Here is a 12,946-nt window from a genome sequence, read left to right as displayed (position 1 = left end):
AGCCAACAAAAAAGGGCTACGCTTCCGCGTAACCCTTTGATTTGTATGGTGCCGGCACCAAGAGTCGAACTCGGGACCTACTGATTACAAGTCAGTTGCTCTACCAGCTGAGCTATACCGGCTAAAAGATGGGCGCCATTATAGCCATTGCTCGCGGCGAGTAAACTGTTTGTTGCCAGTTGTTTGCATGACGTCCTTCATGTGTTTGCGCGGTGGTCGTCGAGTTCGGCGATCAGCATTAAATTGCGTGGGGTCAGTTCGGCTGGACAGAAGGTGCCCAGCCTTACCGCGTAGCCATTTTCGGCCAGCAGCAAGGCGCGGTCGAGCAGCAGCCAGATCTCCAGCGGACGACGGAATAGGCCGCGCAACAGCTCTAGATTGCGCACTTCGGCAAGGCGCTGCCAGCCGCCTCGTTCGAGGGCGGCCCAGTCCCGCGGGGGCGGTTCGGGCAGCTTCTTCATCGTGGCCAGGTCGCGGCAGTAGGTTTCGAAGCTCTTTTTCAGCCAGCTGCACGGTAGAGAAGGTGTCGGCAGGTAGACGTCCTCGCCGCGTAGCTCACGTTGGAGCAGGTCGAAGCCCAAGCGCCAGGCCATGGACTGATCGCGTTGTCGCCTTTCGCGCGCGCCAGCGGTGACCGTTTCGCTGAGTGGCAGGCCGAGATCGTCGCGGGACAGCAGAAGCTTCGAGCGTGCGGCCTGCTTCGACAGGGGTTGATAGTGAGCGGCCTGGATGCGGTTGTAGCAGCAGGGCGCGATCGCCAGGCGGCGGCAGCGCTGCGCGATGCTCAGATCGATCAGGCGGACATGCAGATCGCCGCAGGCGTGCAACGCCACCGGCGTCACTGTCGGGCTGAGTTGCGTGGTAGCGCTTTCATCCATCACGTCCTGCTGGTGATGTGTCGCGGCGATGCCAAGCCGCTCGCTGAGACGGCTGCCCTCCGCGACCAGCGCCGAATCCCATTCCAGGCAGGTCAATGTGCCGCCACGAGCGGCCAGTTGACGTCCGAGATGGCCCTTGCCTGCACACCAGTCGAGCCAGTGCCGCGGGGCTTCGTCGAACGCCAGCGCCGAGTCGAATGCCCGGATTTGCAGCCATTTGCGCCCAGGCACGTCGACAGCCTGCCGGGCATCAGCACGGGTGGGTGGTGACCGGGGCAACTCATCGATGACGCTCAAGGCCGTGGCTTGTTCAGCCAGTAGGGGAAATGGCGTGGGCGCCATGAGGTCGACGGGATGGTTGTGTGCCGCCTCGGCTTCTGCCAGCGAGCGGCTGCGCAGCCATCGGGCAAGCTCGGGGTGGTCCGCTTCCCAGAGCAGGTTTCGCTGAGTGAACGGGCGCGGTCGCCATAACGCCTGATGCCGCAGCAGAAAGGTGTCGAGCTGCTGAAAGCGCTCAGCCAGTTGTGCGTGGCGGATTGATTCTGGGGGCATGAGGGCTCGGCGATGGTGGCTCGGCCCCTATGATCGCGCCGAAACCGGTTGCCGAAAAGCCAGACGCCCGTCGAACCGGGCGTCTGCATGGGACTATTTGCCGTAAACCTGCTCGGGCAGCCAAGTGACCAGGCCAGGGAACTGATAGGCGATCACCAGCAGCAGAATCTGGATCAGGATGAACGGCAGCACGCCTTTGTAGATTGTGCTGGTGGGCACGGATTTCGGCGTCACGCCGCGCAGGTAGAAGAGGGCGAAACCGAAGGGCGGCGTGAGGAACGAGGTCTGCAGGTTAAGTGCGATCATCACCCCGAGCCACACCGGGTCCAAACCCATGGCCAGCAGCACCGGGCCGACGATCGGCACCACCACGAAGGTGATTTCGATGAAGTCCAGGATGAAGCCCAGCAGGAAGATCACCACCATCACCAGGAAGAACGCACCGAGCACGCCGCCTGGCAACTGCGCGAAGACGTCCTCAATCAGCGCTTCGCCGCCGAAACCGCGGAAAACCAGGGAGAACAGCGAGGCGCCGATCAGGATCAGGAACACCATGGCACTGATCTCGGTGGTGCCGTAGGCCACGTCGCGCAGCTGGCCAAAATTCAGCTTGCCCTTGTAGAAGGCCAGGATCATCGCGCCCAGTGCGCCCAGCGCAGCGGCCTCGGTGGGCGTCGCGTAGCCGGCCAGGATCGAGCCGAGCACGGCGCTGATCAGCAGCAGCGGTGGTACCAGCGCATTGATCAGCTTGCCCCACTCGATCGGGCCGAGCTCTTCTTGTGGCAGCGCCGGTAGCTTCTTCGGCTGAAAGACCGCCACGGCGATGATGTAGAGAATGTACAGGCCGACCAATAGCAGGCCGGGAAGAAGCGCGCCGACAAACAGGTCACCGACCGAAACGGTCTTTGGCGAGAAGATGCCCATCTTCAGCTGGGCTTGCTGATAGGCGCTGGACATCACGTCGCCCAACAGCACCAACACGATCGAAGGGGGGATGATCTGGCCCAGAGTGCCGGTAGCGGCCAGGGTGCCGGTGGAGATGGCCGGGTCATAGCCACGGCGCAACATGGTCGGCAATGCCAGCAGGCCCATGGTCACCACCGTGGCGCCGACGATGCCGGTGCTGGCCGCAAGCAGCGCGCCCACTACGCATACGGAAATCGCCAGGCCGCCGCGCAGGGTGCCGAACAATCGCGACATGGATTCGAGGAGGTCCTCAGCCACGCGGCTCTTTTCCAGCATCACGCCCATGAACACGAATAATGGCACTGCCAGCATCGTCTGGTTGTTCATGATGCCGAACAGGCGATTCGGCAGCGCGCTCAGGTAGCCGCCATCGAAGGTGCCGGTGAGCATGCCGATGCCGGCAAACAGCAGCGAGACGCCGCCCAGGGTGAAGGCCACGGGGTAGCCGGCCATCAAGGCCGCGCAGATGCTGATGAACAGCAGTATCGCCATCATCTCAGCCATGCTTCACCTCCGATGCGGGCATGCGACCGGCGACGATGTACGCGGCCTTGATGATTTCGGAAAGGCCTTGCAGGCTCAGAGAGACAACCAGGACGAGAATGATGCTTTTCTGCAGAAAGACGAACTTCAGGCCGCCTGACTCGCTGGAGCCCTCGAGGGTCGCCCAGGAGTTGCTGACGTAATCCCAGCTGGCCCAGCCGAGAAACAGGCAGACCGGCAGAAGAAACAGCAGGGTGCCGAGCACTTCGACCAAGGCCTGGTAGCGAGGGTTGAAGCGCTGATAGAAGATGTCGACGCGGACATGGCCGTTGCGCTGTAGAACCCAGGCGGCGGCACCCATGAAAACCAATGCATGTGCGTAAAGGACGGCTTCCTGCAAGGCGGTTGCGCCGATGCCGAAACCGTAGCGCAACACCACGACCACGGCGGTGCCGAGGACGAGGAATAGGGTGAGCCAGGCGCAGGCCTGTCCGAAGCGGGCGTTCACGGCGTCGATCATCCTGGAGAGACCGAGCAGTGGAGGGGCGTGTTTCGACATGGCAGATCCTTTATTGTTATGGCCCAGAAGGCCGGCGATTCTAGGCGGCTGCGCGCTGGAGCCGCAACCGGCAGTACTACGTACGTAGTCCTTGTACGTAGTCGCGGTGCTTGAGCGAGAGATAGCCATATGATAGCTAGAACCACCTGAGTTCGGGGGTTCCGATCTTCAGCATTACAACAACAAGGAGTGACTCATGAAACGTCGTCAAATTCTGGCCGCCGCTGGTGTCGGCCTGGCTGCAACCGCGCTGGCGGGTTGCAACAAGGAAACCGAGAAAACCGCAGCCAAAACCGAAGGCAGTGCAAGCACCGAGAAATTCAATTGGAAGATGGTTACTTCCTGGCCGAAGAATTTCCCTGGCGTGGGCGTCGGTGCGGAGAACTTCGCCAAGCTGGTCAATGAAATGAGCGACGGGCGCCTGACGGTCAAGGTGTATGCCGCTGGCGAGCTGGTGCCAGCGCTGGAAGTCTTCGACGCCGTCTCGCGCGGCACCGCCGAAATGGGCCATGGCGCTCCTTACTACTGGAAGGGTAAGGTCCCGGCCGCGCAATTTTTCTGCGCTTTGCCGTTCGGGCCCAACGCTCAGGAAATGAACGCCTGGTTGCACCGCGGCGGCGGCATGGAGCTGTGGGAGGAGGTGTACAAGCCTTACGGCGTACTGCCAATGGCTTGCGGCGCCACTGGCGTACAGACCGCGGGCTGGTTCAACAAAGAAATCAATTCGGTCAACGATTTCAACGGGCTCAAGATGCGTACCCCGGGCCTGGGCGGCGAAGTGCTGACCAAGATGGGCGGGACCGTGGTCAACATGCCGGCCGGTGAGATCTTCACCGCGCTGCAGACCGGTGCCATCGACGCCACTGAGTGGATCGGCCCGTACAACGACCTCGCCTTGGGCCTGCACAAGGCATCGAAGTACTACTACACCCCGGGCTGGCAGGAGCCGAACGTGACCTTCGAGCTGGACGTCAACCTGAAGGCCTGGGACACCCTGCCGGACGACCTCAAGGCCATCGTTCGTGCCGCTGCCCGTGCGGTCAACGGCGACATGCTCGACGACTACAACGCCAAGAACATGGAAGCACTGGAGCAACTGCGCGAGCAGGGCGTCGAAGTACGTCGTCTGCCCGACGACGTGCTGGCGCGCCTGAAGGAAGTCGCGGCCGAAGTGGTCGACGCTTCTGCCGCGGCCGACCCGGTTGCGAAGAAAGTCTGGGATCAGCAGAGCGCCTATCTCAAGCGTCTGTACGAATACGCCGAGCTGAACGAAAAGGACATCTACAACATTCGCGGCTGATCGTCGCAAGTCGTCCGAAACGAAAGCGCCGCCCAGTTGGGCGGCGTTTTTTTTTGCCTTCCGAATCAGCTCTCCAGGGTGGCGTTCAGGCTGATCTGCGCGTTGAGGACCTTGGAGACCGGGCAGCCTTCCTTCGCCTGATTGGCGATCTGCTGGAATTGGTTTTCGTCAGCCCCTGGAACCTTAGCCTTGAGGGTCAAGGCGATGGCAGTGATCGAGAAACCCTCGCCGACCTTGTCCAAGGTAACTTCCGCCGAGGTCTCGATGCGCTCGGCCGTAAGTCCGGCCTGCCCGAGCATCATCGATAATGCCATGGAGAAACAGCCCGCATGGGCGGCACCGATCAGCTCCTCGGGATTGGTGCCGGGTGCTTCTTCAAAGCGGGTATTGAAGCCGTAGGGATTGTCTTTCAGCGCGCCGCTCTGGGTGCTGATGGTGCCTTTGCCGCTTTTCAAATCACCTTGCCAGACGGCGGATGCGGTTTTTTTCATGTCTCCTCCTGCGAGTGGAACGGATACCGCCACGTGGCTGCACACGGAGCAATAGGCCGACCTCGTACCGGTCGGCCTGCTTCGTGACCTACTGCTGTTCGGCGGCGAGAATGGCGTTGGCCAGCTGCATGTCACTGGCCTGCAACTGTGGCTGCTCGCTGCGTAGCTTCATCAGCATCGCTTCGAGATAGGGGCCTCGAATGGCGCCATCGCTGGCGACGAAGCTACCGGCGTCCTCCCGGGCGGCAGCGACTCGCTTGTCATCCTTGAAGGTCATATAGGTGGAGGCGGTGGTCGCGCCCGAGGACAGGACCTGCCGGACGAAATCGCCGTCCGCCATCGCCGCGCCAAAGGGAATACAGCTCAGGGTGATTGCCGCCAGTATTGTTCTGCGCATGATTGATGCCTCCGCTTGATCCTTTTCTAGAGAGTACGCAGCGGTCGGCAGAGTTCCTTGCTGCGACTATCCGCTGCGTTCGATCAACTGACGAACCTTGGCCCCGAGCATGTCGATGCTGAAGGGTTTGGCCAGCATGTCCATGCCGGGTGCGAGGAACTCTCCGCGAACCTCGGCGTTCGGTGCGTAGCCGGTGATGAACAACACGCGTAGATCCGGCCGGTGCTGGCGGGCGACTTCAGCCAATTGTCGACCGTTGAGACCCGGCAGGCCGAAATCGCTGACCAGCAGATCGATGCGCTGATCGCTCTGTAGATGGGGCAGCGCGCTGGCGCCGTCCACGGCCTCGAGAACCTTGTAGCCCAGTTCCTGAAGCACCTCGACCACCAGCATGCGCACGGCGGCTTCGTCTTCCACAACCAGCACCGTTTCATTGGTCCGGGCGCCCTGGATCGCCATGGGCGTACTGCGAAGGTCCTCCTGCTGTTGCGTATGGATTCGATTGCGCGGCAGGAACAGGGTGATCAGCGTGCCCTGACCGGGCGTGCTGTCGATGCGTACATGGCCGCCGGTCTGCTTGACGAAGCCATAGACCATCGACAAACCGAGGCCAGTACCCTGGCCGATGGGCTTGGTGGTGAAGAACGGATCGAAGGCCTTGGCAACCACGTCAGCCGGCATGCCGCAACCATTGTCGGCCACACTGAGGGTGACGTAGTCGCCGGGTTCGGGACCGTCGGGTTGCGCACTGCTGATCTGTACGCAGCCGGTTTGAATGACCAGCCTGCCGCCGTCGCCCATGGCGTCGCGGGCATTGATTACCAGGTTGAGCAGGGCGTTTTCCAGTTGGTGCGCATCGGTGTAGGCCTGCCAGGGGTCCGACTGCAGATGGGTGTCGAACTGGATGTGTTCGGCCATGGTTCGGCGCAGCATGTCCTCCATCGACCGCACCAGCTGGTTGACGTCCACCGGTTGCGGATCGAGTGACTGGCGACGGGCGAATGCCAGCAAACGGTGGGTCAGGGCCGCGGCTCGGTTGGCCGAACTGGTCGCCGCATCGACATAGCGGTTGAGGTCGGTCAGCCGTCCGCTGGCGACCCGGCGCTGGATTAGGTCCAGCGCGCCCAGCACACCCGTCAGCATGTTATTGAAGTCGTGAGCGAGGCCGCCGGTGAGCTGGCCGATGGCTTCCATCTTCTGCGCGTGGCGCAGGGTTTCCTCGGCGCGCGCGCGCTCGCCCATTTCCAAGTGCAGCAGGTGGTTGATCTCCGCCAGCTCGCGGGTGCGCTCGGCAACGCGCCGTTCGAGGTTGTCGTTGAGCTCGCGCAGCGCTTCTTCGGCCGCCACCTGTGCGGTGATGTCGGTATTGGTGCCGAACCAGTGCGTGACCTGACCGAAGTCGTCGCGAATGGGCACGGCACGTGCGAGAAACCAGCGGTACTGACCGTCCTTGCCCCGCATCGGGAAGGTTTCCTCCCAAATCGAGCCAATGGCGACGGCGCGCTTCATCGAGGCGCTGACGCGTACGTGGTGATCGGGGTGATGCACCGACCGCCAGCCCAGCGCGCGCATGGCTTCCAGGGTGGTGCCGGTGTAGTCGTACCAGCGCTTGTTGTACCAGTAGATGCGTCCTGCCGGGTCCGCCATCCAGGCGAACTGGCTCATGTTGTCGGCGAGGGTGCGGAACTGCTCCTCACTGGCGCGCAAGGCGCGTTCGGCGCGCATCCGCTCGTCGGCGGTCCAGGCGCGGTCGGCGACTTCGCGGATAAAGGAAATGTCGTCTTCGGCCCACTGGCGCGGACGGTCCTGCAACAAGATCAACGCGGCGCTCAGGCGCCCCTGTTCGTGCAGCGGCACGCAGACCAGACTTTGTATGCGTCGCAGCCTCAGGCTTGCGGCCTGCGCGGCGGTGCGGGTGTCGTGCAGGACGTCATCCACAACCACCAGCTCGTCATTCTGCAGGTCATAGATGAAGTCACCGTAGTCAGCGAAGCACATATGCTCGCTATAGTCGCCCAACGCACCGTCGCTCCAGTAACGTTCGACGGTGGCGTACTGACCGCCGGGATCGACACTCAGGAAGGCGGCGCGGGTTACGTTGAGGGTCATACCCAAGGCGCGTACAGCCGCCGCGACGATAGTGGCGCTGTCTGGCTGTCCGCGTAGCAGGTCGCCCAGCTCCATCAGCACCGATTGCCGCTGCCCGGTTATCTGACGCTCCTGTATCTGTTCCTCGAGCAAGGCGTTCATGCGCAGCAACTTCAATTCTGCGTTGCGTTCGTCGGTGATTTCCCGGGCGGTACCGAGCAGGCGAATCCTGCCGTCGGCATCGAACAGCCGACGGCCGCGGTTGGTCAGCCAGCGGAATCGATCGCTGGCCTCGTCATAGACGCGGTAGTCGAGGTTCAACTCGCCGTCCCCGACGCCTTCCAGGGCGCTGCGGAAGGCATCGAGCAGGACGCGCCGATCGTCGGCATGGACCCGTGCGAGGAACTCGTCGACCGACAGTGCCGGCTCATGCGGGGCGATCCCGGCGAGCGCCTTGAGCTGCGCATCCCAATGCAACGTGTTGCGCTCGAAGTCGTACTCCCAGACACCGATCGAGGCGATCTCGTTGGCCAGGCTGACCCGCTGCTCGGCCTCGAGCAAGGCTTTGCGCGCCCTCGTACGATCGGCCGCCGCACGGACGCGCTCGGCCACTTCGCGCACCAGCGAAATGTCGGCCTGGCTCCAGGGTCTGGGTTGGCGACTGGCGAACAGCAGGAAGGCGCAATTGGCGGGCAATCCCAACAATGGTGCCAGCAACAGGCTGCGGTAGCCGAGATGTTCATGCAGGGCGTCGCACTTGTCGCGGCAGCCGGCTTCGTCCAGCAGGTCTTCGAACGGCACGATAAGGCCCTGCGATAATCTCAGCCGCAGAATGTTTGCGCAGTCGCCAAGCGGATACGGCTCGGCGCGATTGCTGGTGTCCGGCGGCCAGTAGTGGTCGATGACCAGGCCGCCGTGCTCGTCGAGATGACCACTGGCGATGCACTCCACCGACATCAGTGGAGCCAGTTGCTCGGCCATGATGTCGGTCAGCTCGATACGGCCATCGGTGTCCTGAAGGTGGTCGCTGAGGTCCAGCAGATAAGCCTGCTGCGCCTCGCCGCGTGCACGCTCGCTGATGTCGGTGAAGGTGCAGATGGCGCCTTGCAGGATCCCGTCGCGGTAGAGCGGTGCGACCCGGTACTCCACCGGCAGGCTGCTGCCGTCCTGTCGGAAGAACAGTTCATATTCGACATGCGCAGGCTCGCCGGTACTGGCGGTACGCTGGATGGGGCAATCTTCGACGGCGTAGGGCAAACCGTCCGGGTGGCTGTGGTGGATCACCTGATGCAGCTGCTGGCCAAGCACCTGATCCTTGCTGGCGAAGCCGAGCAACCTGACGAAGGCCTCGTTGCACAGGGTGACGAAGCCGCGGGTATCGACGGAATAGAAGCCCTCGCTGGCCGAGTCCAGCAGGCTGCGAGTAAACGCCTCGCTTTCCAGCCGCTCGGTCTCGGCGCGGCGCCGTTCGTGTATGTCTTGGGCCACCAGCACCCAATGCAACAGGCGACCGTCCTGGTCGTAGACTGGCGCGCCGGAGCCCTGGAACCAGCGCGGGCAACCGTCAGCAGCGAGCAGGGGCACTTCGAAGCTGCCCGACTTGCCGCTTTTCAACGCTGAGCTCCACTGCTGCAGCACTGCTTCCCGGTGGTCCGACGCGACGGCGCTGAGCCAGCCCCAGCCAGCCGACTCTTCGGTCGATAGCCCGGTGAAGTCGCACCAATAGCGGTTGCAGAAAATCAGCGAGCCGCTGGCATCGCACTGCCAGATCACCTGGGGACTGAGATCGACCAGTGCGCGGTAGCGTTTCTCAGCCTCGCGTACCGAGGCCGCGTAACCCGGCGAGCCCTCGTCTCGCGGGTCGTTCTCGCTTGTTGAGAGGGCATGGCGCGGCTCCAGCAGCGCCATCACCTGACGGGCCAAGGTTTGCAGGTACGCCAGTTGCCGCTCCGACAGCTGCTGCGGTTGGCTGTGCATCACGCACAGCGCGCCGAGCGACAGGCCTTGCGGGCTTTCCAGTGGCACGGCGGCGAAGAAGCCGGAGAGGCCTTCGGCGAGCGGCTCATCGGCGAGACTGGGGATCACCAATGGCTGTGAACGGCCGACTGCGCGGGCACATAGCGTCCGGCTCGGCTCGTGGGGGTTGTCCTCGTTGCTGATGAAGCTTTTCAGCCACTGACGTTCACCGTCGATGAGTACGATGGCCGCGCTGGAGCAGCCGCACAGCTCCACCGCGAGCAGCGCCAGATCGTCGAACGCTGCTTCTGACGGACTGCCGATAATACGGTAACGGCCCAGCGTGGCCAGTCGGTCGGCCCCGCTCCCCGTGTTGTCTAGGTTCTCCAGGTTCACAATTTCTGCTCGGCTATCCATGGCGTCGAGAATGACATGCTCAGCCGTACGGCCCGAGCAATTGCGTGTAGCGGTGCTGCTTGTTCATCTGTTGGTGATTGCGGCTGCGAAAGATACTCTGGGTGGAATTTGTGGCAAGTAGACCTTGGCCTGCGGACAGTCTGCCAGTGCCGCCGGTCCGGTCGCAGGCCTGCGAACGCTCGGTCAGCCATCGCGTCGCGGCTATTGTTTGCCTGCGTCGGGCTGCGGTCCCTCGAGCAACCGTAGTCGGTCGGCAGCGAGCAGTGCGGCCAGCAAGTCGGGGTCGCGGTGATAGATATCCGGCCGGTAGCTTGCTTGTCCCGCGCTGTCCGCTTCGGCTGTCCAGTAGGCCAGAAGGATCGGAGTGGGTTTGGCCAGACCGAACTCGTGCGTCTGGCCCGTCGCGAGCAGCCGAGAGAAGCGCTCGTGTTCGCCATCGGCCAGCAGTAGATCGACCAATTGCATCACCGACTCGACGCGGACGCAGCCGGAACTGAACGCGCGTTGTGAACGGGCGAACAAGCCTTGGCTCGGCGTGTCGTGCAGATAGATCGAAAAGGGATTGGCAAAGCGAATCACCAGACGTCCGAGCGGGTTGTCGGGGCCCGCCGCCTGACGCAGCAGGATCCTGCCGGGACTGTTCCAGTCAACTTGCTCCGGATCCAGCGTGTTGCCCTGATAATCGAGTACTTGCAGGCCCTGCCGGGCGAGGTAGCCCAGATCCTCGCGGATCTTGGGCAGTTTGTCTTCGCGCAAGATGGTCGGTGGCACGGTCCAGGTCGGATTCAGGGTGAGGCGGGTGACAGTCGACTTGATCGCGGGGGTCTGCCGGGTGTCGCGACCGACCTGGCTACGGGCCTCCCAGCGTGGACGCTTGTCGCGGAAATAGATGACCCGTCCGCCCGCAATGTCGACCAGCAGCGAGCGTGCTTCGATGTCGCGAGACAGCCAACGGAACCGTTCCAGGTTGATCTTCAGCTGATTCAGCCGGTCGCTCGGCGATGTGTTCAATGCGGCCAGCGTATCAGCGCCCAGCACACCGTCGTCCTGCAGTCCGTGGCGGGTTTGGAAGGCCTTGAGTGCCTGCTCGATGGGCGGGCTATAGCGTGTTTCGAGCGCTCCCGTAGCGACCACGTCGACGAGATAGCCATCGCTGGCCAAGCGCTGGCGCAGCAGCGGAACCCGAGGATCCGACATGCCGGGGCGCAAGGTCGGCCCCGGTGGGATCGGCAGCCAACGCTGCGCAGGTTCGGCGCGCAGGCGGGCATGCGCTTTGCGCAGATTGTGGTACTGCTCGAGCGCTGGGCGCGCCTTGTCGAAGGCCTGCTCGAGATGCGTCAGGCCGTCGTCGGCGATTGCCAGTAAGCGGGTGTCCGCTTCTTGTTGGGCCGCGGCGCTGGGGCTGCGCCAGACCGGCTCGAGACGATCCTGCGGCAAACGCCCTTGAGTCAGGTGCCGCAGCGCCAGCAGATAGGCGTGCGTGGCGAGAATGTCGCTGCACTCGCGATGCAACGGTTCGGTCGTGGCCGTCTGCAGGGCATGACGAATGGCTTCGGGATGGTAAGCCGCGGGGTTCAAGCCGTCATCAACCAGTTCATGGAGCTGCCCCAGCAGTTCGTCGAGTTGCGCGTAGGAGGTCCACAGCGCAGCGAACTGGTGCCGGCGATAAAGCTCGGTCAGCGGTGGCAGAGCGCTTTGGTCGATCTGGGCGAGGGGACCCTCGCAGACGCTGGGCAGCACCTGCAGGGCGTTACGGATGGGGTTGTATGGCTCGCTGGTCGGTTGCGCCGACGCCAGAAAGGGTACGAACAACAGAGCGATAACCAGACGAAATGCATGTTTTTTGTACAACGCTTCACTCCCGGTCATCCCACCGACTGCTAGACTCCGCCGCAGATCCGCTGCGGTTTTGGGAAAACCAGACCCTTTCGGGCCACTACAAAATGATCTGTCAGACGAAGTGGGAGCCTGTCCGCTCCTGTCTGACCTGTTTCGCTGTCGCCTCCCGGGCCGCAGTGTGTGAGGCGCCTGTCAAAAGGGACGTTTGGCCTTGGCGTCGGTGAGGTAGTTCAACACATGATGGTTTCGTTCCGACGCCTTTGTCTTATGGCAGGCCTGCTCCTGTCGACGCCGCTGCTGGCGGCCAGCCCTTCCTACCAGCCGATCGTGGACAGCTTGGTCCCACTGGCGCCCTCGCTCAACCCCAAAGTGCTTACGCACGCCGTCGCGGCCATGCAGTGCGCGGTCAACAATGGCGCTAACCCCGCGCAGCGACTGGCGGTGATCGATTTCTCGCTGCCGTCGTCGGAGCGCCGACTGTGGATCTTTGACCTGCAACAGCGCCGATTGTTGCTGGAAGATTATGTCGCTCATGGGAAGAAGTCTGGCGAAAACCTCGCCACGCGCTTCTCCAATGTGCTCGGCAGCCACCAGTCGAGTATCGGTCTGTTCCGCACGGCCGAGAGCTACAGCGGCAAGCACGGCTACTCGCTGCGCATGGACGGTCTTGAGCCTGGCGTGAACGATCTGGCGCGTGAGCGGGCCATCGTGATCCACCCGGCCGACTACGTGAATCCTACCTGGATCGTTACTCAGGGCCGCATCGGCCGCAGCCAGGGCTGCCCGGCGGTGCGCCCGGAAGTGGCGCGCATGGTGGTCGATAGCCTGAAGGGTGGGCAGTTCATGTTTTCCTGGTATCCCGATCAGGACTGGCTGCAGTCCTCGGCTTATCTGAATTGCGAGCCTGCGCGCGTGGCGGGGATACTGGCGGCGCGGCAGGGCTGACTTTACGGTAAGCAGGTGGCGGCGCGGACAAAGCATCGTCTGGCGTAGGGTGGATCACGCTTTATCGATCCACCG

9 protein-coding genes and 1 tRNA gene are annotated in these 12,946 nt (G+C 63.0%); 2 read left to right on the top strand and 8 right to left on the bottom strand.

The window, feature by feature from the left end:
- Positions 1–46 precede the first annotated feature (46 nt).
- The 4 genes from UF78_RS21290 to UF78_RS21275 form a co-directional block, all read right to left on the bottom strand.
- Positions 47–122 (bottom strand) — tRNA-Thr (locus UF78_RS21290).
- A gap of 75 nt (positions 123–197) precedes the next feature.
- The gene (locus UF78_RS21285) at positions 198–1,430 is read right to left on the bottom strand and encodes a methyltransferase (protein WP_045164201.1); all 1,233 of its coding nucleotides are present in this window, start codon (positions 1,428–1,430) and stop codon (positions 198–200) included.
- Positions 1,431–1,523: 93 nt separating this feature from the next.
- Positions 1,524–2,900, bottom strand: a complete 1,377-nt coding sequence (locus UF78_RS21280; protein WP_045164200.1) for a TRAP transporter large permease — start codon at positions 2,898–2,900, stop codon at positions 1,524–1,526.
- A complete protein-coding gene (locus tag UF78_RS21275; RefSeq protein ID WP_045164199.1) occupies positions 2,893–3,438 on the bottom strand; it encodes a TRAP transporter small permease subunit in 546 nt (181 codons plus the stop codon). The genes UF78_RS21280 and UF78_RS21275 overlap by 8 nt, the downstream gene beginning before the upstream one ends.
- 196 nt (positions 3,439–3,634) lie before the next feature.
- On the opposite strand from UF78_RS21275, the gene UF78_RS21270 reads away from it, so the two are divergent.
- A complete protein-coding gene (locus UF78_RS21270; RefSeq protein WP_045164198.1) occupies positions 3,635–4,738 on the top strand; it encodes a TRAP transporter substrate-binding protein in 1,104 nt (367 codons plus the stop codon).
- A 65-nt stretch (positions 4,739–4,803) separates the two neighbouring features.
- Here UF78_RS21270 and UF78_RS21265 read toward each other — a convergent pair whose 3' ends face one another.
- From UF78_RS21265 to UF78_RS21250, 4 genes are all read right to left on the bottom strand, one after another.
- The gene (locus UF78_RS21265; protein ID WP_045164197.1) at positions 4,804–5,229 is read right to left on the bottom strand and encodes an OsmC family protein; all 426 of its coding nucleotides are present in this window, start codon (positions 5,227–5,229) and stop codon (positions 4,804–4,806) included.
- A gap of 88 nt (positions 5,230–5,317) precedes the next feature.
- Positions 5,318–5,626, bottom strand: coding sequence for a DUF2388 domain-containing protein (locus tag UF78_RS21260; protein ID WP_045164196.1), 309 nt, complete (start codon positions 5,624–5,626; stop codon positions 5,318–5,320).
- A gap of 66 nt (positions 5,627–5,692) precedes the next feature.
- Entirely contained in the window at positions 5,693–10,066 is a 4,374-nt protein-coding gene (locus tag UF78_RS21255) for a PAS domain S-box protein (protein ID WP_052679350.1), read from the bottom strand.
- A gap of 222 nt (positions 10,067–10,288) precedes the next feature.
- On the bottom strand, positions 10,289–11,938 hold the full coding sequence (locus tag UF78_RS21250; protein WP_230623712.1) for a L,D-transpeptidase family protein: 1,650 nt from the start codon (positions 11,936–11,938) through the stop codon (positions 10,289–10,291).
- Positions 11,939–12,163: 225 nt separating this feature from the next.
- Between UF78_RS21250 and UF78_RS21245 the strand changes: the two genes are divergently transcribed.
- Positions 12,164–12,871, top strand: a complete 708-nt coding sequence (locus tag UF78_RS21245) for a murein L,D-transpeptidase catalytic domain family protein (RefSeq protein WP_045164194.1) — start codon at positions 12,164–12,166, stop codon at positions 12,869–12,871.
- Positions 12,872–12,946 lie beyond the last annotated feature (75 nt).

Source organism: Stutzerimonas stutzeri (assembly GCF_000952685.1).
Taxonomy (GTDB): Bacteria; Pseudomonadota; Gammaproteobacteria; order Pseudomonadales; family Pseudomonadaceae; genus Stutzerimonas; species Stutzerimonas stutzeri_E.
The sequence above is the reverse complement of the archived record's forward strand: the minus strand, read 5'-3'. Positions and strand labels throughout refer to the sequence as shown.